A 25,510-nucleotide genomic window follows, 5' to 3' on the forward strand; every position below is an offset into this window, starting at 1 on the left:
GTGGAGCGGTAGTTCAGTTGGTTAGAATACCTGCCTGTCACGCAGGGGGTCGCGGGTTCGAGTCCCGTCCGTTCCGCCACTTATTAAGAGCCCTGAGCTAACGCTCAGGGCTTTTTTCTTGCCTGCTGTTCCATTATTGCTTATTTCGCAAAAATCCTCTGCGTTCTACGATCTTTTTCCGCATAAAAATAACCAGATTGAACTGTCTCCGTATCTGCAAAACCGCAAGGTCGTGGATTGGGCAAAACAGCATGGAATTCACATCACCTCTTACATGACGCTGGCTTATGGTAAGGCACTGAAAGATGAAGTGATTGCCCGTATTGCCGCTAAGCACAATGCGACTTCGGCGCAGGTGATCCTTGCATGGGCAATGGGAGAAGGCTACTCCGTAATTCCTTCTTCTACTAAACGTGAAAATCTGGCAAGCAACCTGCTGGCGCTCGATCTGCATCTGGATGCCGAAGATAAAAAGGCGATTGCCGCACTGGACTGCAACGATCGCCTTGTCAGCCCGGAAGGTCTGGCGCCAGAGTGGGACTGATCGGCTAACCCTCTCTCTGTATCCTTAACCCTCTTTTACAGCTCCTTCGGGGGCTGTTTTTACATGATCGCTGAGAAAATCGATAAACGCCCGAATGCGGGTACTGACCGCACGATCGCTGTAATAAACGGCACTGAAAGGCATCTCTACCGGTAGGCGCTTATCGGCCATCAGCTCCACAAGCTCTCCCCGCGCGATTTCTTTATCAATCATATAGTCAGACAGGCAGGCGATCCCGTTACCACTCAGACAAAGCTGCTTGAGCGTCTCACCGCTATTTGACGACAGACCGCTGCTGATTTCATGGAGTTGTCCGTCGCTACATGCTACAGGCCATGTATTGAGCGAAGCCGGTTCAGTGAATCCGAGACATAGATGCTGTTTTAACTCTTCAATGGTTTCGGGTTTGCCAAAGCGGGCAATATAATCCGGCGATGCGATAATCTTTCGATAACTGGTAAAGAGCGGGCGGGCGCGCAGGCTTGAATCGGTCAGCGTCCCGGCACGTATGGCGACATCGACCTTTCGTTCAATCAGATTGATGAATGTTTCTGAGGAAACCAGTGATAACGTCATTTCTGGATAACGCTCGCGAAAAGGCTTAACCAGCGGCATCAGAAAGTGCAGTATCACCGGCGTGGCGGCGTCAATACGCAACAGGCCGCGTGGAGTGCTTCGCGTTTCCATCACCTCCGTTTCAGCGGCGGCCATGTCTTGTAATATTGACTGCACGCGACGAAAATAACGTTCGCCTTCTTCCGTCAGACTCAACTGGCGTGTTGTGCGATTAAGCAGACTCACGCCCAGTTTCATCTCCAGCTTTTTGACCGCCCGGCTGACCGCAGAATTCGCCTGTCCAAGTTGCTCCGCAGCGCGGCTAAAGCTACCGCTTTCGACTACGGCAACAAATATCACGAGTTCTTCTGATGTAGCTTTCATTTTTGCACCTGAAGCAAAATTACATTGATATTTTGGCTATTTTTTCATTAAAACATCCTGGGCTGTTGGTTTCAATCTGCGCGTGAGGTGTGGTGGCCGGAGAGCCTGTTCTGACGGCGTTAACCTGTGATCGATTGGATAGACCAGTTCGCGCTGTTCCTGGTTAAATTTACGGAGGTAAGCGCTTGCTTACAAAACAATATGTAACTGCTCGTTGAAAGTGTGAGCTAAAATCCCTATAACAGAATAACCAGTCCGTGCCCGGGCTGGTTGACGTTACAGAGGTTTTAAAGTCAAACGTGCGAAAAAATACTTATGCCATGCGCTATATTGCCGGACAACCCGCCGAGCGGATTTTACCGCCTGGGTCGTTTGCGAGTATTGGCCAGGCATTACCCGCCGGAGTGCCGTTAAGCAGTGAAGACCGCATTCGGATTCTGGTGTGGAATATCTTTAAACAGCAGCGGGCCGAATGGTTATCGGTGCTGAAAAACTTTGGCAAAGATGCGCACCTGGTTTTATTACAGGAAGCGCAAACCACGCCTGAACTGGTGCAGTTTGCGACCGCTAACTATCTTGCAGCCGATCAGGTTCCCGCTTTTGTGTTACCTCAGCATCCTTCGGGCGTTATGACGCTTTCTGCTGCTCATCCCGTCTACTGCTGCCCGCTGCGCGAACGTGAGCCCATCTTACGTTTGGCGAAGTCAGCGCTGGTGACCGTTTATCCTTTGCCTGATACGCGATTGTTGATGGTGGTAAACATTCACGCCGTTAACTTCAGTCTTGGGGTGGATGTGTATAGTAAGCAGTTACTTCCTATTGGCGATCAAATTGCGCATCACAGCGGCCCGGTGATTATGGCCGGTGATTTCAATGCCTGGAGCCGACCACGAATGAACGCGCTATATCGCTTTGCGCGCGAGATGTCCCTGCGCCAGGTGCGTTTTACTGACGATCAGCGCCGACGGGCGTTTGGCCGTCCTCTTGATTTTGTGTTTTATCGAGGTTTGAACGTTAGCGAGGCTTCCGTACTGGTCACGCGCGCCTCCGATCATAACCCGCTACTCGTTGAATTCAGTCCCGGCAAACCTGAGCAATAAGGTGTGTCAGGTCTGCCGTGGGGCAGGCCTGAAGTGGTGCTGCCCTTTATTTTGCAAACAACCAAAGGACAACACGATGACAACACACTCCCACCATGACAACGTCGAAAAGCAGTTTGGCTCTCAGGCAAATGCCTATTTAACCAGTACCGTTCATACTTCTGGTCGTGACTTACAGCGACTGGCGGAACGGCTGTCCTCTTTTTCGCATGCCAGCGTACTGGATATGGGATGTGGCGCCGGGCACGCCAGTTTTATTGCTGCGCAGAACGTAAAGCAGGTGGTGGCTTACGATTTGTCTTCGCAGATGCTTGAGGTCGTCGTACAGGCGGCGAAAGAGAAAGGTTTAGAAAATATCGCGACCCGACAGGGGTATGCTGAAAATCTGCCGTTTGAGGATCACGCCTTTGATGTTGTGATTAGCCGCTATTCTGCACATCACTGGCATGATGTTGGGCTGGCACTGCGTGAAGTCAACCGGGTTCTGAAAGCGGGTGGCGTGTTGATTATGATGGATGTGATGTCGCCTGGGCATCCGGTGCGCGATATCTGGTTACAGACTGTAGAAGCGTTACGCGACACTTCTCATGTACGTAACTACTCCAGCGGTGAGTGGCTGTCCCTGGTGAATGATGCGAATCTGATTGTCGATACGTTGTTAACGGACCGCTTACCGCTGGAGTTCAGTTCATGGGTAACGAGAATGCGTACGCCTGCGGCGCTGGTTGAGGCTATTCGTTTGTATCAGAAGAGCGCATCCGCGGAGGTAAAAGCGTATTTCGCTTTGCAGGAGGACGGTTCGTTTACCAGCGATACGATTATGGTTGAGGCGCATAAAGCGGCATAAATAAAAAAGGCACTGGGGGGAAACCAGTGCCTTTTCTGAGTCATGCTATCAGGAGTCAGGTGTGCTGCTGTTCTTCACAAACAACGTTAGCTGATCGCCTGGTTGCAGATTTGCTGTATCGCTGTTCCAGCGCATCACATCTTTGATGTTCACCCCGTGACGTTTGGCGATACTCGAAAGCGAATCACCTTTCCGCACACGATAGGTAATGCTATCGCTGTTGTTGGCCAGACGCTGTGCGCTACTGCCTGCGCCAATCGTCAGACTTTGGCCCACTTTCAGGTTAGATCCGCGCAGACTATTCCACTGCTGCAAATCTTTCGTGCTCACGCCAAGGCGTGCCGCGATGCCGGAAAGCGTATCGCCAGAGCGAACTTTGTAGCTACGGCTGTTCAGCGGCGTATTGTCTGCGACCAGCGTAGACTGTACGGCAGCAATTTCGCCTGAAGCCAGAGACTCACGCAGTTGTTCTGCATGCTTCTTTGGCACCATCACGTACTGTGGGCCGCTAACGCCTAGCGTAGAGCCTTTCACGCCAGCATTAAACGCCTTCAGCTTGGTGACGGACATGCCCGCCATATCTGCAACTTGTGCCATCTCAACCGGGCTGCTCAAACGAACGCGCGCCAGCGCACGGCTTTCGTCTGTGGTTGGCAGACGCACGCCATAGCGTTTGCTGTTTTTGAGAATATCGCTCAATGCCAGCATTTTTGGCACGTACAGCTTCGTTTCCTGAGGTAACGAAAGCGACCAGAAGTCGGTGGCTTTGCCACGCGCCTTATTCGCTTTGATTGCCTTCATCACGCGACCTTCGCCGCTATTATAAGCTGCAACGGTCAACAGCCAGTCGCCATCAAACATCTTATTCAGACGCTGCATCATGTCTAACGCGGCCGTTGTGGAAGCCACAACGTCACGACGCGCATCATAATTGCGGGTCTGTTTCAAACCATAATTGCGCCCTGTGCTCGGAATGATCTGCCAGATGCCTGCGGCATTGGCGCCAGACGTTGCGTGTGGGTCAAAAGCGCTCTCCACTATGGGTAGTAGTACCAGTTCCATCGGCATGTTACGTTTCTTAACCTGCCCGGCTATCCAGTACATATACGGCTCTGCCCGTAAAGTTACATCGTGGAGATAGCTCTTATTGCGTAAATACTTCTGTTTCTGTTCGCGTATCCGGTTGTTCTCCGGAATTCCCATCTTTAGCTCGTCGCCAATGAAAGCCCACAAGTCTTGATCTGGCGCGAGAGACGTCCCATCGTCCATCCATCGTGCCTGACTCGTAAACTTTCCTGCTTCCCCTTGACCAGCTGCAGAAAGGCTCTGTGCGTGCTGTTGGACGTTGCCAGTGTTCTGAGACGACTGGCACCCCACAAGCAGGACAGAGGCGAGTAATATCGCTTTTGCCTTCATGTGTGTGTCAATAGTTGCTTAAAAGACGACCGATCATAACGGCGAAGTTCGCCAATGACAAGTAGGAATTGTCAGAAGCTGTCTTTCTTTGACCTTAACCAGGCAAAACGCTCTTCAGGTTGTTGCAACTTTGTTTCTTTGTTTATTTCATTAATTAAATCAGGATCTTCCGTTCTCAAAAAAATATTATTTTTCCGCTCATTTTTCAGAATTACGGGGAGTGTAATTTGGTTTTTTGCGCGTAACTCATTAACTTTACGATAATATTCATTTATGAACGAATCGTGCGGTAGGATGCTCAATGCAAACTTCATGTTTGCTAAAGTATACTCATGTGCGCAACAAATCAGCGTATCGTCAGGAAGGGCGCTGATTTTTTTAAGTGATTGATACATCTGTGAGGCTGTACCTTCAAACAGGCGTCCACAGCCTCCAGAGAAAAGGGTGTCGCCGCAGAAAAGGTAAGGGTGGCTAAAGTAACAGATATGTCCTAAAGTGTGACCCGGTGTGGCAAATATACTAAATTCATGCCCTAAAACGAGGGCGCTATCGCCATCTTTGACTACGTGCGTGGTTCCCTTATCTTGTGTTTCTGCCGGTCCGTAAACCACTACGTGCGGAAAATGTTGAAGAAGTTCTTTCACGCCGCCAACATGGTCGTGGTGATGGTGAGTGAGGAAAATCGCTTCCGGCTGCCAGTTCTTCTCTTTGATGGCATTTAGCACGGGAGCCGCTTCGCCAGGATCAACGATCAGACAACGTCCTTCATTATTACTCAGAACCCAGATGTAATTGTCCTGAAATGCGGGAATACTGTTAAGATTCATAAATTACCTCTTAATGCGTAGCGGAAGGTTGTGATGAAACCGGCAAGGATCCCTCAAACAGTCATAGCTCCCCATCGCTGGGGCGATTTGCCCTGGGGTGAATACTATCGTGAGGCGCTGGAGCATCAGCTTAACCCGTGGTTCGCCAAAATGTATGGTTTTCATTTGCTTAAAATTGGTAATTTAAGCGCAGAAATCAACTCTGAAGCGTGCGCCGTTTCTCATCAAGTCAATATTTCCCTGCAAGGCGCGCCCGTCCAGGTTCAGGCCGATCCCTTACATCTTCCCTTTGCCGATAAGTCTGTTGATGTTTGTCTGTTGGCGCATACGCTACCGTGGTGCGTCGACCCACATCGGTTACTGCGTGAAGCCGACCGGGTGTTAATTGATGATGGCTGGCTGGTTTTGAGTGGTTTTAACCCGATTAGCCTGATGGGCCTGCGTAAGCTGGTGCCCGTCTTGCGTAAATCTTCACCTTATAACAGCCGGATGTTTACGCTGATGCGCCAACTGGACTGGCTCTCGTTATTGAATTTTGAAGTGCTGCACTACAGCCGTTTTCATGTTTTACCCTGGTCAAAGCAAGGGGGAAAGCTGCTGAGCACGCATATTCCGGCGCTGGGCTGCCTGCAACTGATTGTGGCGCGTAAGCGAACCATCCCGCTTACGCTTAACCCGATGAAACAAAATAAAAGCAAAGCGCGGATTCGCCAGGCCGTGGGCGCGACCCGGCAATACCGTAAGCCAGACGCTTAAGCCTCTGCCTGATAACCAACGTCTTCCTGCGTAGGATTCATCGCTGCCGCACGCGCCAGCTCATCGCAACGTTCGTTTTCAGGATGGCCGGCATGGCCTTTTACCCATTCCCATTTGATTTGATGTTGGCCCAGCGCGGCATCAAGACGCTTCCAGAGATCGACATTCTTTACCGGCTTTTTCTCCGCTGTTTTCCAGCCGCGCTTTTTCCAGTTGTGGATCCATTGCGTAATTCCCTGACGGACATACTGGCTGTCCGTGCTTAATGTGACTTCACAATGTTCTTTTAACGCTTCCAGCGCGACGATGGCCGCCATAAGCTCCATGCGATTGTTAGTTGTGAGGCTATATCCTTCACTAAAGGTTTTTTCATGGCCGCGATAGCGTAAAATAGCGCCATAACCACCTGGACCTGGATTTCCCAGGCAAGAACCATCGGTGAAAATTTCTACCTGTTTAAGCATCTCTGGTAGACTTCCTGTAATTGAAATCGATCGTAAAACGACAAGTCTGACATAAATGACCGCTATGAGCACTGCAATTACACGACAGATCGTCCTCGATACCGAAACCACCGGTATGAACCAGATCGGCGCCCACTACGAAGGCCATAAGATCATTGAGATCGGTGCGGTCGAGGTCGTGAACCGCCGCCTTACCGGCAATAACTTCCACGTCTATCTAAAACCGGACCGACTGGTGGACCCGGAAGCGTTCGGCGTACACGGTATTGCGGATGAATTTCTGCTTGATAAACCCGTTTTTGCCGATGTGGTTGACGACTTCCTGGAGTATATCCGTGGCGCGGAACTGGTGATCCATAACGCATCGTTTGATATCGGCTTTATGGATTATGAGTTCGCCAAGCTCAGTCGTGGTATTCCGAAAACAAGCGAGTTCTGCAAAATCACCGATAGCCTGGCGCTGGCGAGGAGGATGTTCCCCGGCAAGCGTAACAGCCTTGATGCGCTTTGTTCACGCTATGAGATAGATAACAGCAAACGTACGCTGCACGGCGCATTGCTCGATGCCCAGATTCTGGCCGATGTCTATCTGGCGATGACCGGCGGGCAAACGTCGATGGCCTTCTCAATGGAAGGGGAAACGCAGCAACAGCAGGGTGAAGCGACAATCCAGCGTATTGTCCGCCAGGCCAGCAAGTTACGCGTTGTTTTAGCGACTGATGAAGAGCTGATGGCGCATGAGTCGCGTCTCGACCTGGTGCAGAAGAAAGGCGGAAGTTGCCTCTGGCGGGCGTAATTCGGGGTTTTACGACGTAAAAATAGCCGTCCGGGTGATTTTTACAGCAAACGATTCAAAACGTGAGAAAAACCGTTGACGAGGTGCGAGGCAATCCGTAATATGCGCTTCGTTCCCAAGAGGAACACAACGCGGAGCGGTAGTTCAGTTGGTTAGAATACCTGCCTGTCACGCAGGGGGTCGCGGGTTCGAGTCCCGTCCGTTCCGCCACTATTCAGAAAGCCTGAATCAGAAATGATTCAGGCTTTCGTCGTTTTAGCCTTCAACAAAAATTATCCTTCTCCGTAGAAATGCCAGAATCGTTGCAGAGAAGGATGAACAATCATCAGCGTAACGTGAACGGGTCGGCGTCCTGCCATGCCGGAAATTTCTCGCGGTATTCCCGTAACGCCGTGAGCGACAGGTCTGCATCAATACGTGTCGCCTGATGTGGCTCGGCGGTGGCGATAATCTCTCCTTGCGGGTTAATCACCCGGCTGTCCCCACGGTAATGGTGCCCGTTGCCGTCAGTGCCAACACGGTTGCAGCCTGCTACATAGGCCTGGTTTTCAATCGCGCGTGCGGTGAGCAGCGCCTGCCAGTGTAGCGAACGTGGAGCAGGCCAGTTTGCTACATACAGCGCCAGGTCATAATCATTAAGATTGCGGGACCATACCGGAAAACGCAGGTCATAACACACTAACGGCAGAATACGCCAGCCGCGCCATTCAACGACAACACGTTTATCGCCCGCCTGGTAATGATGATGTTCATCCGCCATGCGGAACAGATGGCGTTTATCATAGCAATGAACGTTGCCGTCAGGTTCAACCAGTAAAAAACGGTTTACCGGGCCACGTTCGGTTTGCAACGCAGCGCTGCCCGCAATCAGGGCATCAGTCTGTTGTGCTTTGGCCAGCATCCAGTCGATCGCATCTTCTTGCGGGAGTGACTGAAGTGCGGCTTCCATTGCAAAACCGGTGGTAAACATTTCAGGTAAAACAATGACGTCACGTCCGGTGATGGTTTCCAGCAGTCTGTCAAAATGACGTAAATTGGCCGGACCGTCCATCCAGACCAGCGGTTGTTGCAACAGGGTAATTTTCAAACCAGGCACGATCGGGGCTCCTCGTTGAACAGCATTTTTACACTGTAGCATGAGCATCAACGAAAATGTGGCAATAAAAAGCCCCGCAGAAGCGGGGCTTTCAGGGGAGGTGAGGATTAAGCGGCTTCGACTTTACGCACTTGCTTCTCTGGCAACTTTACCGGCTGAGTCGCCAGCGCGTCGGCATCAAAATCATCAACGTTAATGCTGCGCAGACGGCTTTCTTCCGCTTTCACCAGAATGGCGGCTTCATCGTTATCAATCAGCCCTTTTGCCAGCGCGTTATGCGCCAGTTCATCCAGACGGGTAAACGGCAGATTTTTACCCAGCTCTTTGCAGATCCGCTGGTGGATAGGATCTGCCGCTATTACGTCCAGCAGCGCTTCTTCCAGTAAGCCGACCGGGTTATGCTCGCTCGGCGTCAGGTATTGACCGCGACCGATACGTGAACGGGTTGCGCTCGGTACTTGTAGAATCTGCGCGACCTTATGATCCAGCTTGTCGGAAGGGGCAAGGTAGTGACGACCGGTTGGGAAGATCACCACGTTCAGCAGACCCGCAACAAAACGGTTCGGGAAGTTTTGCAGCAGTTCATCCATCGCTTGCTCCGCCTGATACAACGCATCCTGTACGCCCCAGTGCACCAGCGGCAGATCGGCTTCGTTACGGCCTTCATCGTCATAGCGTTTCAGCACGGCGGAGGCCAGATACAGCTGGCTTAAAATATCGCCCAGGCGTGCGGAGATACGTTCACGACGTTTCAGGCTACCGCCCAACACCGCCATTGAGACATCAGACAGCAGGGCCAGGTTGGCGCTCAGTCGGTTAAGGTGCTGGTAATAACGTTTCGTTGCGTCGCTGGTCGGGGTGTAGCTGGTCAGGCCGCGGGTCAGACCGAGCCAGAAGCTGCGTACTTTGTTGCTACCGACATGGCCGATATGTTTAAACAGCAGATTGTCGAACGCATTCACATCGTTGCTTTGCGCGGCGGCCATCTCTTCCAGAACATACGGATGACAGCGAATCGCCCCCTGACCGAAGATCATCATGCTGCGGGTCAGGATATTCGCACCTTCAACGGTGATGGCGATAGGCGCCCCCTGGTAAGAACGCGCCAGGAAGTTGCTTTCGCCGAGCATAATGCCTTTACCACCGGTAATGTCCATTGCGTCGATGATGGACTGCTGGCCGCGATGGGTACAATGGTACTTGACGATAGCTGACAGCACCGCCGGTTTTTCACCCAGCATAATGCCGTAGGTAATCAGCGACGCTGCGGCGTCCATTACGTAGGCGTTACCGGCAATGCGCGCCAGCGCCTCTTCAATACCTTCCATCTTGCCGATAGAGATTTTGAACTGGCGACGAATATGGGCATATGCCCCGGTTGCCAGCGCGACGGATTTAACCCCGCCGGTCGAGTTGGATGGCAGCGTGATACCACGGCCTACCGACAGGCATTCCACCAGCATACGCCAGCCCTGTCCTGCCATCTTCGGCCCGCCAATGATGTAGTCGATCGGCACAAAGATATCTTTGCCGTGCGTAGGCCCGTTCTGGAACGGTACGTTCAGCGGGAAGTGACGGCGACCAATTTCGACGCCAGGCGTTGAGGTCGGGATCAGCGCACAGGTGATACCCAATTCTTCTTCACCACCCAGCAGCTTTTCCGGGTCAGAGAGTTTAAAGGCCAGACCCAGCACGGTCGCGATAGGGGCCAGCGTAATGTAACGTTTGTTCCAGGTCAGGCGCATACCCAGCACCTGCTGGCCTTGCCATTCGCCCATGCAGACGACGCCGGTATCAGGAATTGCGCCCGCATCGGAGCCCGCTTCCGGGCTGGTCAGCGCGAAGCAAGGGATCTCCTGACCACGCGCCAGACGCGGCAGGTAATGGTTTTTCTGCTCTTCAGTACCGTAGTGTTGCAGCAATTCACCTGGGCCTAATGAGTTAGGCACGCCCACGGTAATCGCCAGAATCCCGGAAACGCCGGAGAGTTTTTGCAGCACGCGAGACTGCGCATACGCCGAAAACTCCAGGCCGCCGTACTCTTTCTTGATGATCATCGCGAAGAAGCGATGCTCTTTCAGGTAGTCCCACAACTCCGGCGGCAGATCGGCTAATTCGTGCGTGATCTGGAAATCATTCGCCATACGGCAGGCTTCTTCTACCGGGCCATCCAGGAACGCCTGTTCTTCAGCGGTCAGATGCGGTTGCGGATAGTTGTGCAATTTTTTCCAGTCAGGTTTGCCCTGGAAGAGATCGCCTTCCCACCATGTTGTACCGGCATCAATGGCCTCTTTCTCCGTGCGCGACATCGGCGGCATCACTTTACGGAAGCTACGAAACGCTGGCGCAGAGATCATCGACTTACGCATCGGCGTAACGTTAAACGGTACGAGGATAATGGCCAGAGGAACCAGCACCCAGATAGACCACAGGCCAGCAACGCCCAGCGCGGCTGTCCATGCGAGTAAAATCAGGCTGCTGAGGAATAAGCTCACGCGGTGATAAAACAGCGCGCCGAGCAGAACAACCGTTGCGAGAATACTCAAAATCATCATAACGAAAAGCTCCCTTGCTTGTAGGAGGTCTGACCACTTGTGATGATATGGTTGTAGTGGATGTCATTTCTTTTAGCAATGTGTTTACAAAATAATTACAACGAAGCTCACATTGTTGCCGTTTTCACCGGCACAAAAAATCAAAAGCCAGCGGCATTCCTGTGGCTTGTGCTTCTCGCTTTCTGCGCTATCCGGTACACTGCATCTGTCAATTACATTCATGCTGAAGGATATCCTCATGTACCAGGATCTTATTCGTAACGAACTGAACGAAGCGGCGGAAACGCTGGCCAATTTTTTAAAAGATGAAGCCAATATTCACGCTATTCAGCGCGCGGCGGTCCTGCTGGCAGACAGTTTTAAAGCGGGTGGCAAGGTACTTTCCTGCGGTAACGGCGGCTCTCATTGCGACGCGATGCATTTTGCCGAAGAGCTGACCGGTCGCTACCGTGAAAATCGTCCAGGCTACCCGGCGATCGCTATTTCTGACGTCAGCCATATCTCCTGTGTCAGTAATGATTTTGGTTACGACTATGTTTTCTCTCGCTACGTTGAAGCGGTTGGCCGTGAAGGGGATGTGCTGTTAGGGATCTCAACTTCGGGTAACTCTGGTAACGTGATTAAAGCGATTGCCGCAGCACGCGAGAAGGGAATGAAAGTCATCACCCTGACCGGGAAAGACGGCGGTAAAATGGCAGGGACGGCGGATATTGAAATTCGCGTGCCGCATTTCGGTTATGCTGATCGTATTCAGGAAATCCATATCAAAGTGATTCATATCCTGATCCAATTGATCGAAAAAGAGATGGTTAAGTAAGCGGATAATTCTTTACTGTGTTTTTGCCGGATGACGACGTTAAAGCGTCTTATCCGGCCTACATTTGATTTGTCCAGGCCTGATAAGCGCAGCGCCATCAGGCGGTTCAGCGTTTTAAGGTAGGTGATGTATGTGCGAACTGCTCGGGATGAGCGCCAATGTGCCAACCGATATTTGCTTTAGTTTCACCGGGCTGGTTCAGCGTGGTGGAGGAACCGGGCCGCACAAAGACGGCTGGGGCATTACGTTTTATGAAGGTAAAGGGTGTCGCACGTTTAAAGATCCGCAACCCAGTTTTAATTCGCCCATCGCCAGACTGGTGCAAGACTATCCCATCAAATCCTGTTCCGTCGTCGCCCATATTCGCCAGGCGAATCGTGGGGAAGTGGCGCTGGAAAATACGCATCCGTTTACCCGTGAGCTTTGGGGGCGTAACTGGACGTATGCGCATAACGGGCAGCTCAGCGGCTACAAATCGCTTGAAACCGGTAATTTTCGCCCGGTTGGTGAGACGGACAGCGAAAAAGCGTTCTGCTGGCTGCTGCATAAGCTGACGCAGCGTTATCCGCGCACGCCGGGCAATATGATGGCGGTATTTAAATATATTGCGACGCTGGCAGAAGAACTCCGTAAGAAAGGTGTCTTCAACATGCTGCTGTCAGACGGGCGCTATGTTATGGCCTATTGCTCGACCAATTTATTCTGGATCACCCGCCGCGCGCCGTTTGGCGTTGCCACGCTGTTGGACCAGGATGTGGAAATCGACTTCAGTTCACAAACCACACCGAATGATGTGGTTACCGTGATTGCAACGCAGCCGCTGACGGGAAATGAAACCTGGCAAAAGATTATGCCAGGCGAATGGCGATTATTTTGTCTCGGGGAGCGTATAGTTTGACGCCAGCTGTGGCTGAACCACTTCATGGCTCAACGGTTTGCTGACCACGTAACGGCCATCAACAACGGAAACCGTTGGTGGCTTACGGGTTTGCTCAAAGTAGTCGTAGCCCGGTTTTAGCTGCGTCCAGAAATCTTTGTAATACGAATACTTATGGCGCTGCATATTTGCATCGGTCATGCGGAAGGGATAGATGCTCACCTGTACGCTGGATTGCCCGAATACCAGGGCGCCGGTTACAAACTGGAAAATCTCATCAATGCCGCTGTCGGTCATGGCATAGCAACCGACGGAGACGCAGGCGCCGTGGATCATCAGATACTTACCTTCATAACCGTGTGCGCGGTCATAGGCGTTCGGAAAACCGATATTAATGGCCTTATAGAAACGGCTGTCCGGTTTGAGCTGATTACGCTGGACGCTGTAAAAACCTTCCGGGCTTTTAAAGTCACCCTGGCGCTGTTTGGGGCCTAAGCCACCGGAATAGTTGCAAATTTTGTAGCTGTCGAGCAATTGATATTGCTCACCCATCTTGACGTACAGATCGAGCGTACGCTCTTCTTTAAAGATCTGAATATAGACAGGCGACCCCATCAACTGCTGCTTATATTCTTTGCTGACTGGCGTGGTTGGGCTGCTACTGCTTAGCAAACCGGCAAATGAGACGCACGGGATCAGAAGCATCGCAAGAAAAAATGCGATTTTACGCATACTGCTTATTCCTTGATAAAACGGTTACACACGCCAGAACGGCAAACAAAGTCCCCAAATCAGACTAATCCGTATTTGGTGCGCTCACATTATCACCACGGCAGTTTTTCGCAAGCCCCAGGCGATGCGTTTACAATTTAGTTTCTCTTTATACTGAAATTTAGCCGTCAAGGCAGTCAGAACCCGGCGCATTCTGCCGCGGCTTAACTTCCACTTTACTTCTCACAATACAAAATACACTGTATACTTAAACAGTATTGCGGAGGTGAGCCATGCGCAAAATCATACATGTTGATATGGACTGTTTTTACGCGGCGGTTGAAATGCGCGATAACCCGGCCCTGCGTGATATTCCCATTGCTATCGGCGGCAGCCGCGAGCGCAGGGGCGTTATCAGTACGGCAAATTATCCCGCCCGCAAATTTGGCGTGCGCAGCGCGATGCCGACCGGTATGGCGCTTAAGCTTTGCCCGCACCTCACGCTATTGCCGGGGCGGTTTGAGGCGTATAAAGAAGCGTCGCAGCATATCCGTGAAATCTTCTCTCGTTATACCTCGCGTATAGAGCCGCTTTCGCTGGATGAAGCCTATCTGGACGTCACCGACAGCACTTATTGCCACGGCTCCGCCACGCTTATCGCTCAGGAAATCCGTCAGACGATTTTTAACGAACTCCAGCTCACCGCATCAGCAGGTATTGCTCCGGTTAAGTTTCTGGCAAAAATTGCTTCTGACCTTAATAAACCGAATGGGCAATATGTGATTACCCCCGCCGATGTTCCTGAGTTTCTCAAAACCTTACCGCTGGGGAAAATTCCGGGGGTGGGTAAAGTGTCTGCGGCCAGGCTGGAAACGATGGGGCTGCGTACCTGTGAAGACGTGCAAAAGTACGATCTGGCGATGTTACTCAAGCGCTTTGGTAAGTTTGGCCGCGTGTTATGGGAGCGTAGCCAGGGGATTGATGAGCGGGATGTGAACAATGAAAGACTGCGTAAATCGATAGGCGTTGAACGCACGCTGGCGGAGGATATTCACGAATGGGCGGAATGTGAGGCGATCATTGAGCGGTTATATCCAGAGCTGGAAAGGCGGCTGGCAAAAGTGAAGCCTGACCTGCTCATCGCCCGTCAGGGGGTTAAATTAAAATTTAACGATTTCCAGCTGACCACTCAGGAGCACGTCTGGCCGCGTTTAAGCAAGGACGATTTAATCACGACGGCGCGTAAAACCTGGAATGAGCGGCGGGGAGGGCGGGGCGTGCGGCTGGTAGGGTTATACGTTACGCTACTGGACCCACAACTGGAAAGACAGCTTCTGCTGGGGCTGTGACTTTGATGTATTGCCGGATGGCGCTGCGCTTATCCGGCCTACAAATCAGCGTGTAGGCCGGATAAGGCGTTTACGCCGCCATCCGGCAATGTTTCGTAGCGACTTACTTCGCCGGAATAGACTTCAGCAGTTCAGTCAGAAGCCGCCAGTAGTGACCGACGCTTTCGATATGAACCTGCTCATCTGGAGAGTGCGGGCCGGTAATGGTTGGCCCGATAGAGACCATGTCCATATCCGGGTACGGTTTTTTGAACAGACCGCATTCCAGACCCGCGTGAATAATCTGGATGTTCGGCGTCTTATTGAACAGACGCTGGTAAGTTTCACGCACCAGGTGCATTACCGGCGAGTTCGCATCTGGCTGCCAGCCCGGATAGCCGCCTTTTGCTTCGGTTTTCGCGCCGGCCAGTTTACCCAGTGAATCCAGCATGCTCACCACGTAGTCTTTACCGCTGTCGATCAGCGAGCGGATCAGGCAGTGAATTTCCACGTTGTTGTCGGTCATGGTCACAACGCCCACGTTCAGGGACGTCTCAACCACGCCTTTCGCTACGTCGGAATTGCGAATCACGCCGTTTGGCGTGGCGTTCAGCAGACGGATAAAGCCATCGCGGGACGAGGCAGTCAGCGCCGCTTTGTCGTTAGCGGCTGCTTCCAGCAGAACCACCAGATTCTTCTCTTTCTCTGCCAGCTCGTTTTTCAGGATCTCCTGATAAGCGTTCACCCGCGTTTTCAGCGCATCGACGTTATCTGCCGCTACGGCAACGGTGGCGAAGGCTTCACGCGGGATAGCGTTACGCAGCGTACCGCCGTTGAAATCAACCAGACGCAGACCCAGTTCTTCAGCATGATCCGCCAGGAAGCGCACCAGCAGCTTGTTGGCATTGCCGAGACCGACGTGGATTTCGCCGCCGGAGTGGCCGCCTTTCAGGCCTTTCAGCGTCAGTTTAAAGCTCTGGAAGCCCGCCGGAATGGCTTCACGGGACAGCGGCAGGTTAGAGGTAAAATCGATACCGCCTGCACAGCCCATGTAGATCTCACCTTCTTCTTCGGAGTCGGTATTGATCAGAATATCGGCCTGTAGCCAGCCAGGCTGAAGGCCGAATGCGCCGTCCATACCGGCTTCTTCCGTCATGGTCAGCAGCACTTCCAGCGGGCCGTGCACGACGTTGTCGTCAGCCAGAACGGCCAGCGCGGAAGCCATACCAATGCCGTTATCCGCGCCCAGCGTGGTGCCGCGGGCTTTTACCCACTCGCCGTCAATATAAGGCTGGATCGGATCTTTGGTGAAGTCGTGTACGGTGTCGTTGTTTTTCTGCGGAACCATATCCAGGTGCGCCTGCAAAACCACTGGTTTGCGGTTTTCCATACCTGCGGTGGCAGGTTTACGAATCAGGATATTACCGACCCGATCGCGCTCAGCGTGGAAACCTTTCTCTTTGGCCCAGCCCATAATGTGTTCAGCGAGCTGCTCTTCATGGTAGGACGGGTGAGGAATAGAACAGATTTTTGCAAAAATATCCCACAGCGGTTGTGGAGATAATTGAGACAGTTCAGACACGATAAGTCTCCTTGACGATGTCCTGCAAAACTTTCTTGCAGGCCACAGGGTTAGCAGATTGATTGTCACCACAAGTCGGGCTTGCGAGATGCGATTGAGAATACCACTTTCCTGGTCTTCGGGTAGTATAAAGCACGTAAAAAGAGGGCTGGATTCCGCGAAACACTGGTTTTTAGCGCGTCAGGTCTCTATAATCTCGCGCAACCTGGTTCACCCTCAATTTTTAAGCCGTAGATAAACAGGCTGGGACACTTCACATGAGCGAAAAATACGTCGTCACCTGGGACATGTTGCAGATTCACGCACGCAAACTGGCAAGCCGCCTGATGCCTTCTGAACAATGGAAAGGCATTATTGCCGTCAGCCGTGGTGGTCTGGTACCGGGCGCATTGCTGGCGCGTGAGTTGGGTATTCGCCATGTCGATACCGTTTGCATCTCCAGCTACGACCACGACAACCAGCGCGAACTGAAAGTGCTGAAACGTGCGGAAGGCGATGGTGAAGGTTTCATCGTGATCGACGATCTGGTCGATACCGGCGGCACTGCTGTTGCTATCCGCGAAATGTACCCTAAAGCTCATTTCGTCACTATCTTCGCTAAACCGGCTGGCCGCCCGCTGGTGGATGATTATGTGATTGATATCCCGCAGGACACCTGGATTGAGCAGCCGTGGGATATGGGCGTGGTATTCGTCCCGCCAATCTCTGGTCGCTAATCACTGAAATTTTCAACGCCTGGCAATGCCGGGCGTTGTTTTTTTTAGCCGCACACACGTTACAATAGGCCTCAGTAAGTACCCTTGGAGGCTGCACGAATGTCACAGGCTAACCTCAGCGAAACCCTGTTTAAACCCCGCTTCAAACATCCTGAAACGTCGACGCTTGTCCGGCGCTTCAATCACGGAACGCAGCCGTCCGTGCAGTCCACTCTGGATGGTAAAAACGTGCCGCACTGGTATCGCATGATCAACCGTCTGATGTGGATCTGGCGCGGTATCGATCCGCGAGAAATCCTTGATGTGCAGGCGCGTATCGTAATGAGCGAAGCCGAGCGAACCGACAAAGAGCTGTATGACACGGTGATTGGCTACCGTGGCGGTAACTGGATCTTTGAATGGTCGAAACAGGCGATGGAATGGCAGCAGAAAGCCTGCCAGGAAGCAGACCCACAGCGCAGCGGACGCCACTGGCTGCACGCTTCCTCGCTCTACAACATTGCGGCTTACCCGCATCTTAAAGGGGATGAGCTGGCGGAGCAGGCGCAGGCGCTGGCGAACCGTGCGTATGAAGAGGCCGCGCAACGCTTGCCGGGCTCGCTGCGTGAAATGGCGTTTTCGATCCCCGGCGGCGCGCCTGTCACTGCGTTTTTGCATATGCCGAAAGGGGATGGCCCGTTCCCGACCGTACTGATGTGCGGCGGCCTGGACTCCATGCAAACGGACTATTACACCCTGTTCGAACGTTACTTCGCGCCGCGCGGTATGGCGATGCTGACGCTGGACATGCCGTCGGTTGGATTCTCGTCAAAATGGAAACTCACCCAGGACTCCAGTCTGCTGCATCAGCATGTGTTGAAAGCGCTGCCTGGGGTGCCGTGGGTTGATCATACCCGGGTTGCGGCGTTTGGTTTTCGTTTTGGCGCTAACGTTGCGGTACGTCTGGCCTACCTGGAAGCGCCGCGACTGAAAGCGGTAGCTTGTCTGGGGCCGGTGGTCCATGCGTTGTTAAGCGATTCACAACGTCAGGGGACGGTGCCGGAAATGTATCTTGACGTGCTGGCAAGCCGTCTGGGGATGCATGATGCGTCAGATGAAGCGCTGCGCGTTGAGCTAAATCGTTATTCACTGAAGGTGCAGGGGTTGCTTGGCAGACGCTGCCCAACGCCGATGTTATCTGGCTTCTGGAAAAACGATCCGTTTAGCCCGGAAGAGGAGTCCCGGCTCATCACCTCGTCATCTTCCGACGGTAAGCTGATGGAGATTCCGTTTAATCCGGTGTATCGCAATTTTGACACTGCGCTGAAAGAAATTACCGGTTGGATCAATCACAGATTGTGTTAATGGATTGCTAAATTTTATTGTTTTGGTAAAACAGTTGCTTCACCAAAGGAGATCGCAATGACGTTACCGAGTGGACACCCGAAAAGTAGATTGATCAAGAAATTCACTGCGCTTGGCCCGTATATACGCGAAGGGCAGTGCGAAGATAATCGTTTTTTTTTCGATTGCCTGGCTGTTTGCGTCAACGTGAAGCCAGCGCCTGAGAAACGTGAATTCTGGGGCTGGTGGATGGAACTGGAAGCGCAGGAAAAACGCTTTACCTACAGCTACCAGTTTGGCCTGTTTGACAAAGAAGGTAACTGGACCGCCGTGCCGATTAAAGAGACCGAAGTGGTTGAACGCCTGGAGTACACCCTGCGCGAGTTTCATGAAAAATTGCGTGCACTGCTGACTTCGCTGAATCTGGCGCTGGAACCCGCCGATAACTTCAAAGAACCGGTGAAGTTAACGGCGTAACATAGAATAATGCCGGATGACGCTACGCTTATCCGGCCTGCAACAGTGCAAAAGAGTAGGCCGGATAAGACGCCTGAGCGTCGTCATCCGGCAAATTAAGACAATCAGAACTGGTATGTCATACCAATCGCGACGATATCATCGCTGCTTACGCCCAGCTTGTTATCATCGTCAATCTGGTTGATTTTATAATCAACGAACGCGGACATATTTTTATTGAAATAATATGTTGCGCCCACATCGATATATTTCACGATATCTTCATCACCGATACCTTCAATATCTTTGCCTTTAGACTGAACATAGCCCAGAGAAGGACGCAGGCCGAAATCAAACTGATACTGGGCAACCGCTTCGAAGTTTTGCGCTTTATTGGCGAAACCACCGGAAATAGGCGCCATGTTGCGGGTTTCAGAATAGATAGTCGCCAGGTAAATGTTATTGGCGTCATATTTCAGACCCGTCGCCCAACCTTCCGCGTTTTTACCTTGTCCGCGAGATTGCAGGTTCTGCTCATTGGTGCGGTCTGAATTGGCGTATGCGCCGATGATGGCGAAGTCGCTGCCGCCGAAGTCATAGCTCAGAGATGTGCCGAAACCGTCGCCATTCTGCTTTTTGACGTCGCGGTTTTCGTTTTTACCCTGATATTGCAGGGTTAAGTTCAGACCATCGATAACGCCGAAGAAATCGGTGTTACGGTAAGTTGCCAGGCCACTGGCGCGTTTGGTCATAAAGTTGTCGGTCTGTGCAAGGCCGTCGCCGCCGAATTCAGGGAACATATCCGTCCACGCGGCAACGTCGTACAAGGCACCCAGGTTACGACCATAATCTAACGAACCGAAATCGTTCAGCTTCAGACCCGCAAAAGCCAGACGGGTTTTCTGACCGCCTTCGCTTTCTGTTTTGTTACCGGCGAACTCAGCTTCCCAGCGACCGTAACCGGTCAGCTGATCGTTAATCTGCGTTTCGCCTTTAAAGCCAAAGCGGATATAAGTCTGGTCGCCATCTTTGCTATCATCATCACTGATGTAGTGCATCGCTTTTACTTTGCCATACACGTCCAGTTTATTACTGTTTTTGTTATACACTTCTGCTGCCTGCACGGATGCCGATGCAACAATACCCATCACCACTAATGCCAGAGTGCTCTTTTTCATTTTCATTCCTGATTTAAAATTACGCGCTAATACTCGCTGGGAGTGATCCCCGTGAAAAACAGGATGGTTTTTAACGCTCTGCAATGAAGGTTTTATGACAAATTAAGAATATTTTTAAAAAAGGATGATTTATTATTGCGGTAATAAAATTGTCAGAAACTGCCGCTACGCTTGCTGATCCTGCGCAACAAAATTTCATGCTTTGTGCTCTGGTTGTTGGCAACCGGGGCCAGTCCTGCTAAAACGTTCGTTTGATATCATTTTCCCCTATTTTGAATGGCAGAGAATCATGAGTGACAGCCAGACGCTGGTGGTAAAACTCGGCACCAGTGTGCTAACGGGCGGATCGCGCCGCCTGAACCGTGCCCATATCGTAGAACTTGTTCGTCAATGCGCGCAGCTACATGCCGCAGGCCATCGTATTGTGATCGTCACGTCGGGCGCTATTGCCGCCGGGCGTGAGCATCTTGGCTACCCGGAACTCCCGGCGACCATAGCGTCTAAACAACTGTTGGCGGCGGTGGGGCAGAGTCGTCTGATTCAGCTTTGGGAACAGCTATTCTCTATCTACGGTATTCACATTGGGCAGATGCTGCTGACGCGTGCGGATATGGAAGACAGAGAGCGCTTCCTGAACGCGCGTGACACCCTGCGTGCGCTGCTGGACAACAATATTGTCCCTGTCATCAATGAAAACGATGCCGTGGCGACCGCTGAAATAAAAGTGGGCGATAACGACAATCTTTCCGCGCTGGCCGCCATTCTGGCGGGCGCCGACAAATTGTTGTTACTGACCGATCAGCAAGGGTTGTTTACCGCCGATCCGCGAACCAACCCGCAGGCTGAACTGATTAAAGACGTGTACGGCATTGATGATGCGCTGCGTGCGATTGCGGGCGACAGCGTCTCTGGCCTGGGAACCGGGGGAATGGGCACCAAATTGCAGGCTGCCGACGTTGCCTGTCGTGCCGGAATCGACACCATCATCGCGGCGGGCAGCAAGCCGGGCGTGATTGGCGATGTTATGGCAGGCATTTCTGCGGGAACCCGTTTCCATGCGCAAGCCTCCCCGCTGGAAAACCGCAAACGCTGGATCTTTGGCGCGCCGCCTGCCGGTGAAATCACGGTGGATGAAGGGGCGACATCTGCGATTCTGGAACGCGGTAGCTCATTATTGCCAAAAGGCATTAAAAGCGTGACAGGTAACTTCTCGCGTGGTGAAGTGATCCGCATCCGTAACCAGGAAGGGCGCGATATCGCCCACGGCGTCACCCGTTATAACAGCGACGCGCTGCGCCGTATTGCTGGTCACCACTCTCAGCAGATTGACGCGATTCTTGGCTATGAATATGGCCCGGTCGCTGTCCATCGCGATGACATGATTACCCGTTAAGGAGCCGACGTATGCTGGAACAAATGGGCATTGCTGCCAAAGCGGCGTCCTACAAACTGGCGCTACTCTCCAGCCGCGAGAAGAATCGCGTACTGGAAAAAATAGCGGATGAACTGGAAGCGCAAACTGAAAGCATCCTGAGCGCTAACGCCCAGGACGTTGCCGAGGCGCGCGAAAACGGCCTCAGCGAAGCGATGCTGGATCGTCTGGCATTGACACCGGCGCGCCTGAAAGCGATTGCCGATGACGTCCGTCAGGTGTGTAACCTGGCCGACCCGGTCGGACAGGTGATTGATGGCGGTCTGCTGGACAGCGGGCTGCGTCTGGAACGTCGTCGTGTTCCGCTGGGCGTCATTGGCGTGATTTACGAAGCGCGTCCCAATGTGACCGTTGACGTCGCCTCGTTGTGCCTGAAAACCGGCAACGCGGCGATTCTGCGCGGCGGTAAAGAGACATATCGCACCAATGCGGCAACGGTTGCGGTGATTCAGCAAGCGCTGGAAGCCTGCGGCTTACCTGCTGGCGCAGTCCAGGCGATCGACAGCCCGGATCGCGCGCTGGTCAATGAAATGCTGCGTATGGATAAATACATCGACATGCTGATCCCTCGTGGCGGCGCGGGCCTGCACAAGCTGTGCCGTGAGCAGTCGACGATCCCGGTGATCACCGGCGGGATTGGCGTATGCCATATCTTTGTTGACGACAGCGCGGAGATCGAGCCGGCGCTGAAGATCATCGTCAATGCAAAAACCCAGCGTCCGAGTACTTGCAACACGGTGGAAACGCTGCTGGTGCATCAGGATATCGCTGCGCGTTTTCTGCCTGCGCTGAGCAAGCAAATGGCGGAAAGCGGCGTCACGCTGCATGCTGACGATGCGGCGCTGGCCCAACTGAAATCAGGCCCGGCGAACGTGGTAGCGGTGAAAGCCGAAGAGTATGACGACGAGTTCCTGTCGTTGGATCTGAATGTGAAAATCGTGGCCGACCTGGATGATGCGATTGCGCATATTCGCGAACACGGCACTCAACATTCTGATGCGATCCTGACGCGCACTCTGCGCAACGCCGATCGTTTTGTGAATGAAGTAGATTCGTCCGCCGTTTACGTCAATGCTTCTACCCGATTTACCGATGGCGGACAATTTGGCCTTGGCGCGGAAGTGGCTGTCAGCACGCAAAAATTACACGCACGCGGCCCAATGGGGCTGGAAGCGCTGACCACCTACAAGTGGATCGGCATCGGTGACGATACCATTCGTGCGTAATTAAAACCGGAGTGATGCAAAATCAGCCACTTGATTCACAAGGCTATTGACGCATCACCCGGTTAGTTTTAACCTTCTACCCCGTGATTCACACTCGTGGTCATGTCCTTTCAGGGCCGATATAGCTCAGTTGGTAGAGCAGCGCATTCGTAATGCGAAGGTCGTAGGTTCGACTCCTATTATCGGCACCATTTCAAACTCTTCCCAGGTCTACCGAAATCAACTCAAAGCCCGTATCTTATTAACAGAGTCATTTAGCCGAAAGTTCTCTTCGGATGATTTCTGCGCCTGCGCTTAGGGCATCGAGCTTACCTCTGGCTACCTGACGAGATAAGGGAGCCATACCACAGTTGGTAGAAGGATAGAGCTTGTTGGCATCGACAAACTGAAGCGCTTTGCGTAACGTACTGGCGACTTCTTCTGGTGTCTCAATGGTGTTGGTTGCCACGTCAATGGCCCCTACCATGACTTTTTTACCGCGAATCAGTTCAAGCAGATCCATTGGAACATGCGAGTTATGACATTCCAGTGAGATGATATCGATATTAGACGTTTGCAGTTTGGGAAAAGCTTCTTCATATTGTCTCCACTCTGACCCCAGCGTCTTTTTCCAGTCGGTATTGGCTTTGATGCCATATCCATAGCAGATATGCACAGCGGTTTCGCATTTTAGCCCTTCAATGGCTTTTTCTAACGCGGCGATCCCCCAGTCATTCACTTCATCAAAAAACACATTAAATGCGGGCTCATCAAACTGGATAATATCGACGCCGGCAGCTTCTAACTCTCTGGCTTCCTGATTGAGAATTTTTGCAAATTCCCAGGCCAGCTTTTCGCGGCTTTTATAGTGGGCATCGTAGAGCGTATCGATCATCGTCATAGGCCCTGGCAGCGCCCATTTAATCGGCTGACGAGTGAGCTGGCGTAAATACTTTGCATCTTCAACAAAAACGGGTTTTTGACGCGCTACCGCATCAACAACGGTCGGTACGCTCGCATCATAGCGATTACGAATTTTAACAATCTGACGTTTCTCAAAATCAACGCCGCTGAGGTGTTCAATAAACGTGGTGACAAAGTGTTGGCGCGTTTGCTCGCCATCACTAACAATATCAATACCTGCCCGTAGTTGATCATCCAGGGATAAACGTAGCGCATCTTGTTTTCCCTCGATTAATTCCTCATTTTGCAATTTCCAGGGCGACCAAAGCGTCTCAGGTTGAGCAAGCCAGGAAGGTTTAGGTAAACTGCCAGCCGTTGAAGTGGGTAGTAATATTTTCATAATCGATGACCTTTTATTTTCGGTTAATCAAAGAGCGTAGTGAGCAGACCATTTTTCAAGAATATCTTTGTATGGTTTGATGAAATGCTCTTCTGTAAACTTTCCCTGCTCAATAGCCAGCTGGCTGCGTTCTTCCCGATCATAAACAATTTTTGTTAATGAATGATCCTGGTGGTTCAGATTTGGTTGATAGCATTGACCTGCTGCGGCGTTGGCATTGTAAATTTCAGGTCGGTAAATCTTCTGGAACGTCTCCATCGTGCTGATGGTGCTGATAAGTTCAAGATTCGTGTAATCACTAAGTAAATCACCAGAAAAATAAAAGGCCAAAGGTGCAACGCTATTTTGGGGCATAAAATAGCGAACCTGCAAATCCATTTTATTAAAGTATTTCTCAGTTAACGAAGAGCCACCTGGCTGGTATTCGATACCCAATACAGGATGCTGGTTTCCAGTCCGATGATAGATATCGTTACTTGACACGCTGAGACATATCACAGGTGGTTTTTTGAAATGCTCTTTGTATTCATTTGAGTTTATGAAATGTTTAAATATGTTCCCATGCAAATTACCAAAATTATCTGGAATGCTAAACTCAGGTTTGTTTTTGTTATGCTCTGGCAGTAATACGCTAAAATCATAATCTCGCACGTAAGAGGAGAAATTATTCCCGACAATACCTTCAAAACGTTCGTTGTTCTTTTTGTCAATAATATTGGTTTTTAATATTTCAATAGCGGGGAATGTATCGCTGTTGCTATCAACGTTAATATTCATCGCAACAGAAATGATATCAAGTTCCACAGAATAACGATCGCTTTTGGGGTTATCCCAATACGCCAGTGTATTGAAGCGATTGTCAATCATCACTAACGTGTTGCGTAAGTTTTCCTGGCGGTTCTTTCCTCTGGCCAGATTCGCAAAGTTGGTAGTAATACGCGTATTTTCAGAAGGGTTATAATGTTCATCAAAGCGACTGCTTTTGATCGTAAATGTAAAATCGTTATTCATCGTGATCCTGCATCCTAAGTCATGATATGAAAACTGAATTAATTTATTGATTTTACAGAGTTACCTGACTTTATTATTTAGCAGTATTCATGTTATCAATAAGTGAGTAAGGCCTCTTTTATGCCAGAGTCACTGGATGAGTGAAAGAGACTTAATTTCATTACAACATGAGTCATATTCATGGTCTGCTGTACGATCAAATCCGGTCATGCTTGTAATCGATTAAGTTGA

At 51.5% G+C, this 25,510-nt stretch carries 23 protein-coding genes, 3 tRNA genes and 1 pseudogene; 16 read left to right on the plus strand and 11 right to left on the minus strand.

What is annotated here, in order from left to right:
- The first annotated feature begins 2 nt into the window (after window positions 1–2).
- Window positions 3–79, plus strand: a tRNA-Asp gene (locus OGX75_RS14980).
- A 111-nt stretch (window positions 80–190) separates the two neighbouring features.
- A pseudogene (locus tag OGX75_RS14985) lies at window positions 191–544 on the plus strand (aldo/keto reductase); the annotation flags it as partial.
- A gap of 24 nt (window positions 545–568) precedes the next feature.
- Here the strand turns inward: OGX75_RS14985 and yafC are convergent.
- Complete coding sequence (yafC, locus tag OGX75_RS14990) at window positions 569–1,483, minus strand: DNA-binding transcriptional regulator YafC (RefSeq protein WP_012133790.1); 915 nt, start codon at window positions 1,481–1,483, stop codon at window positions 569–571.
- A gap of 299 nt (window positions 1,484–1,782) precedes the next feature.
- Between yafC and OGX75_RS14995 the strand changes: the two genes are divergently transcribed.
- Together OGX75_RS14995 and OGX75_RS15000 are read left to right on the plus strand one after the other, a co-directional pair.
- Entirely contained in the window at window positions 1,783–2,583 is an 801-nt protein-coding gene (locus OGX75_RS14995; protein ID WP_024130650.1) for an endonuclease/exonuclease/phosphatase family protein, read from the plus strand.
- A 76-nt stretch (window positions 2,584–2,659) separates the two neighbouring features.
- A complete protein-coding gene (locus tag OGX75_RS15000; protein ID WP_286450895.1) occupies window positions 2,660–3,430 on the plus strand; it encodes a class I SAM-dependent methyltransferase in 771 nt (256 codons plus the stop codon).
- Window positions 3,431–3,478: 48 nt separating this feature from the next.
- Here OGX75_RS15000 and mltD read toward each other — a convergent pair whose 3' ends face one another.
- Window positions 3,479–4,846: a murein transglycosylase D gene (gene mltD, locus OGX75_RS15005; RefSeq protein ID WP_047458772.1), complete on the minus strand. Its 1,368-nt coding sequence runs from the start codon at window positions 4,844–4,846 to the stop codon at window positions 3,479–3,481.
- Window positions 4,847–4,917: 71 nt separating this feature from the next.
- Window positions 4,918–5,673 (minus strand): hydroxyacylglutathione hydrolase, encoded by a 756-nt coding sequence (gene gloB, locus OGX75_RS15010; RefSeq protein ID WP_047458770.1) that lies wholly within the window; start codon window positions 5,671–5,673, stop codon window positions 4,918–4,920.
- Between the two features lie 33 nt (window positions 5,674–5,706).
- Here gloB and OGX75_RS15015 point away from each other — a divergent pair, with 33 nt between their 5' ends.
- A complete protein-coding gene (locus tag OGX75_RS15015) occupies window positions 5,707–6,429 on the plus strand; it encodes a class I SAM-dependent methyltransferase (protein WP_012133785.1) in 723 nt (240 codons plus the stop codon).
- Here the strand turns inward: OGX75_RS15015 and rnhA are convergent.
- Complete coding sequence (rnhA, locus tag OGX75_RS15020; protein ID WP_012133784.1) at window positions 6,426–6,893, minus strand: ribonuclease HI; 468 nt, start codon at window positions 6,891–6,893, stop codon at window positions 6,426–6,428. The genes OGX75_RS15015 and rnhA overlap by 4 nt on opposite strands.
- A gap of 64 nt (window positions 6,894–6,957) precedes the next feature.
- Here rnhA and dnaQ point away from each other — a divergent pair, with 64 nt between their 5' ends.
- Together dnaQ and OGX75_RS15030 are read left to right on the plus strand one after the other, a co-directional pair.
- On the plus strand, window positions 6,958–7,689 hold the full coding sequence (dnaQ, locus tag OGX75_RS15025; RefSeq protein WP_024130648.1) for a DNA polymerase III subunit epsilon: 732 nt from the start codon (window positions 6,958–6,960) through the stop codon (window positions 7,687–7,689).
- A 133-nt stretch (window positions 7,690–7,822) separates the two neighbouring features.
- A tRNA-Asp gene (locus tag OGX75_RS15030) sits at window positions 7,823–7,899 on the plus strand.
- A 115-nt stretch (window positions 7,900–8,014) separates the two neighbouring features.
- Here OGX75_RS15030 and OGX75_RS15035 read toward each other — a convergent pair.
- On the minus strand, window positions 8,015–8,785 hold the full coding sequence (locus tag OGX75_RS15035; RefSeq protein ID WP_024130647.1) for an amidohydrolase: 771 nt from the start codon (window positions 8,783–8,785) through the stop codon (window positions 8,015–8,017).
- A gap of 107 nt (window positions 8,786–8,892) precedes the next feature.
- A complete protein-coding gene (gene fadE, locus OGX75_RS15040) occupies window positions 8,893–11,340 on the minus strand; it encodes an acyl-CoA dehydrogenase FadE (RefSeq protein ID WP_047458764.1) in 2,448 nt (815 codons plus the stop codon).
- Between the two features lie 238 nt (window positions 11,341–11,578).
- Between fadE and lpcA the strand changes: the two genes are divergently transcribed.
- The gene (lpcA, locus tag OGX75_RS15045; protein ID WP_024130646.1) at window positions 11,579–12,157 is read left to right on the plus strand and encodes a D-sedoheptulose 7-phosphate isomerase; all 579 of its coding nucleotides are present in this window, start codon (window positions 11,579–11,581) and stop codon (window positions 12,155–12,157) included.
- Window positions 12,158–12,287: 130 nt separating this feature from the next.
- Window positions 12,288–13,055 (plus strand): class II glutamine amidotransferase, encoded by a 768-nt coding sequence (locus tag OGX75_RS15050; protein ID WP_112001150.1) that lies wholly within the window; start codon window positions 12,288–12,290, stop codon window positions 13,053–13,055.
- On the opposite strand, the gene dpaA is transcribed toward OGX75_RS15050, so the two are convergent.
- On the minus strand, window positions 13,026–13,766 hold the full coding sequence (gene dpaA / locus OGX75_RS15055) for a peptidoglycan meso-diaminopimelic acid protein amidase (RefSeq protein WP_012133778.1): 741 nt from the start codon (window positions 13,764–13,766) through the stop codon (window positions 13,026–13,028). The genes OGX75_RS15050 and dpaA overlap by 30 nt on opposite strands.
- A 272-nt stretch (window positions 13,767–14,038) precedes the next feature.
- Here dpaA and dinB point away from each other — a divergent pair, with 272 nt between their 5' ends.
- Window positions 14,039–15,094 (plus strand): DNA polymerase IV, encoded by a 1,056-nt coding sequence (dinB, locus tag OGX75_RS15060; protein ID WP_286450896.1) that lies wholly within the window; start codon window positions 14,039–14,041, stop codon window positions 15,092–15,094.
- A gap of 103 nt (window positions 15,095–15,197) precedes the next feature.
- Here the strand turns inward: dinB and pepD are convergent, their stop codons facing one another.
- A complete protein-coding gene (pepD, locus tag OGX75_RS15065; RefSeq protein WP_104869055.1) occupies window positions 15,198–16,655 on the minus strand; it encodes a cytosol nonspecific dipeptidase in 1,458 nt (485 codons plus the stop codon).
- A gap of 257 nt (window positions 16,656–16,912) precedes the next feature.
- Between pepD and gpt the strand changes: the two genes are divergently transcribed.
- The 3 genes from gpt (at window position 16,913) to crl (ending at window position 19,171) form a co-directional block, all read left to right on the plus strand.
- On the plus strand, window positions 16,913–17,371 hold the full coding sequence (gene gpt / locus OGX75_RS15070; RefSeq protein ID WP_006685917.1) for a xanthine phosphoribosyltransferase: 459 nt from the start codon (window positions 16,913–16,915) through the stop codon (window positions 17,369–17,371).
- Window positions 17,372–17,470: 99 nt separating this feature from the next.
- Window positions 17,471–18,715 carry an esterase FrsA gene (gene frsA / locus OGX75_RS15075; RefSeq protein ID WP_286450897.1) on the plus strand — a complete coding sequence of 415 codons (1,245 nt, stop codon included), beginning with the start codon at window positions 17,471–17,473 and terminating at the stop codon, window positions 18,713–18,715.
- A 57-nt stretch (window positions 18,716–18,772) separates the two neighbouring features.
- Complete coding sequence (gene crl, locus OGX75_RS15080; protein WP_047458752.1) at window positions 18,773–19,171, plus strand: sigma factor-binding protein Crl; 399 nt, start codon at window positions 18,773–18,775, stop codon at window positions 19,169–19,171.
- A gap of 104 nt (window positions 19,172–19,275) precedes the next feature.
- On the opposite strand, the gene phoE is transcribed toward crl, so the two are convergent.
- Window positions 19,276–20,328, minus strand: a complete 1,053-nt coding sequence (phoE, locus tag OGX75_RS15085; RefSeq protein ID WP_024130644.1) for a phosphoporin PhoE — start codon at window positions 20,326–20,328, stop codon at window positions 19,276–19,278.
- Window positions 20,329–20,617: 289 nt separating this feature from the next.
- Here phoE and proB point away from each other — a divergent pair, with 289 nt between their 5' ends.
- The 3 genes from proB (at window position 20,618) to OGX75_RS15100 (ending at window position 23,177) form a co-directional block, all read left to right on the plus strand.
- Window positions 20,618–21,721, plus strand: a complete 1,104-nt coding sequence (gene proB / locus OGX75_RS15090; RefSeq protein ID WP_012133771.1) for a glutamate 5-kinase — start codon at window positions 20,618–20,620, stop codon at window positions 21,719–21,721.
- An 11-nt stretch (window positions 21,722–21,732) separates the two neighbouring features.
- Window positions 21,733–22,986 carry a glutamate-5-semialdehyde dehydrogenase gene (gene proA, locus OGX75_RS15095; RefSeq protein WP_115181967.1) on the plus strand — a complete coding sequence of 418 codons (1,254 nt, stop codon included), beginning with the start codon at window positions 21,733–21,735 and terminating at the stop codon, window positions 22,984–22,986.
- A gap of 115 nt (window positions 22,987–23,101) precedes the next feature.
- Window positions 23,102–23,177, plus strand: a tRNA-Thr gene (locus OGX75_RS15100).
- Window positions 23,178–23,236: 59 nt separating this feature from the next.
- On the opposite strand, the gene OGX75_RS15105 is transcribed toward OGX75_RS15100, so the two are convergent.
- Window positions 23,237–24,268: a methionine synthase gene (locus tag OGX75_RS15105; RefSeq protein ID WP_219935946.1), complete on the minus strand. Its 1,032-nt coding sequence runs from the start codon at window positions 24,266–24,268 to the stop codon at window positions 23,237–23,239.
- A gap of 27 nt (window positions 24,269–24,295) precedes the next feature.
- On the minus strand, window positions 24,296–25,279 hold the full coding sequence (locus tag OGX75_RS15110) for a DUF1852 domain-containing protein (RefSeq protein ID WP_219935944.1): 984 nt from the start codon (window positions 25,277–25,279) through the stop codon (window positions 24,296–24,298).
- Window positions 25,280–25,510 lie beyond the last annotated feature (231 nt).

The sequence above is a fragment of the Citrobacter sp. CK199 genome, assembly GCF_030333285.1.
In the GTDB taxonomy this organism is placed as follows: Bacteria; Pseudomonadota; Gammaproteobacteria; order Enterobacterales; family Enterobacteriaceae; genus Citrobacter_B; species Citrobacter_B koseri.

Coding starts and splice junctions, on each gene's coding strand:
- yafC (WP_012133790.1), bottom strand. CDS start 1,483: ATGAAAGCTACATCAGAAGAACTCGTGATATTTGTTGCCGTAGTCGAA.
- OGX75_RS15000 (WP_286450895.1), top strand. CDS start 2,660: ATGACAACACACTCCCACCATGACAACGTCGAAAAGCAGTTTGGCTCT.
- mltD (WP_047458772.1), bottom strand. CDS start 4,846: ATGAAGGCAAAAGCGATATTACTCGCCTCTGTCCTGCTTGTGGGGTGC.
- gloB (WP_047458770.1), bottom strand. CDS start 5,673: ATGAATCTTAACAGTATTCCCGCATTTCAGGACAATTACATCTGGGTT.
- OGX75_RS15015 (WP_012133785.1), top strand. CDS start 5,707: ATGAAACCGGCAAGGATCCCTCAAACAGTCATAGCTCCCCATCGCTGG.
- rnhA (WP_012133784.1), bottom strand. CDS start 6,893: ATGCTTAAACAGGTAGAAATTTTCACCGATGGTTCTTGCCTGGGAAAT.
- dnaQ (WP_024130648.1), top strand. CDS start 6,958: ATGAGCACTGCAATTACACGACAGATCGTCCTCGATACCGAAACCACC.
- fadE (WP_047458764.1), bottom strand. CDS start 11,340: ATGATGATTTTGAGTATTCTCGCAACGGTTGTTCTGCTCGGCGCGCTG.
- lpcA (WP_024130646.1), top strand. CDS start 11,579: ATGTACCAGGATCTTATTCGTAACGAACTGAACGAAGCGGCGGAAACG.
- OGX75_RS15050 (WP_112001150.1), top strand. CDS start 12,288: ATGTGCGAACTGCTCGGGATGAGCGCCAATGTGCCAACCGATATTTGC.
- dpaA (WP_012133778.1), bottom strand. CDS start 13,766: ATGCGTAAAATCGCATTTTTTCTTGCGATGCTTCTGATCCCGTGCGTC.
- dinB (WP_286450896.1), top strand. CDS start 14,039: ATGCGCAAAATCATACATGTTGATATGGACTGTTTTTACGCGGCGGTT.
- gpt (WP_006685917.1), top strand. CDS start 16,913: ATGAGCGAAAAATACGTCGTCACCTGGGACATGTTGCAGATTCACGCA.
- frsA (WP_286450897.1), top strand. CDS start 17,471: ATGTCACAGGCTAACCTCAGCGAAACCCTGTTTAAACCCCGCTTCAAA.
- crl (WP_047458752.1), top strand. CDS start 18,773: ATGACGTTACCGAGTGGACACCCGAAAAGTAGATTGATCAAGAAATTC.
- phoE (WP_024130644.1), bottom strand. CDS start 20,328: ATGAAAAAGAGCACTCTGGCATTAGTGGTGATGGGTATTGTTGCATCG.
- proB (WP_012133771.1), top strand. CDS start 20,618: ATGAGTGACAGCCAGACGCTGGTGGTAAAACTCGGCACCAGTGTGCTA.
- proA (WP_115181967.1), top strand. CDS start 21,733: ATGCTGGAACAAATGGGCATTGCTGCCAAAGCGGCGTCCTACAAACTG.
- OGX75_RS15105 (WP_219935946.1), bottom strand. CDS start 24,268: ATGAAAATATTACTACCCACTTCAACGGCTGGCAGTTTACCTAAACCT.
- OGX75_RS15110 (WP_219935944.1), bottom strand. CDS start 25,279: ATGAATAACGATTTTACATTTACGATCAAAAGCAGTCGCTTTGATGAA.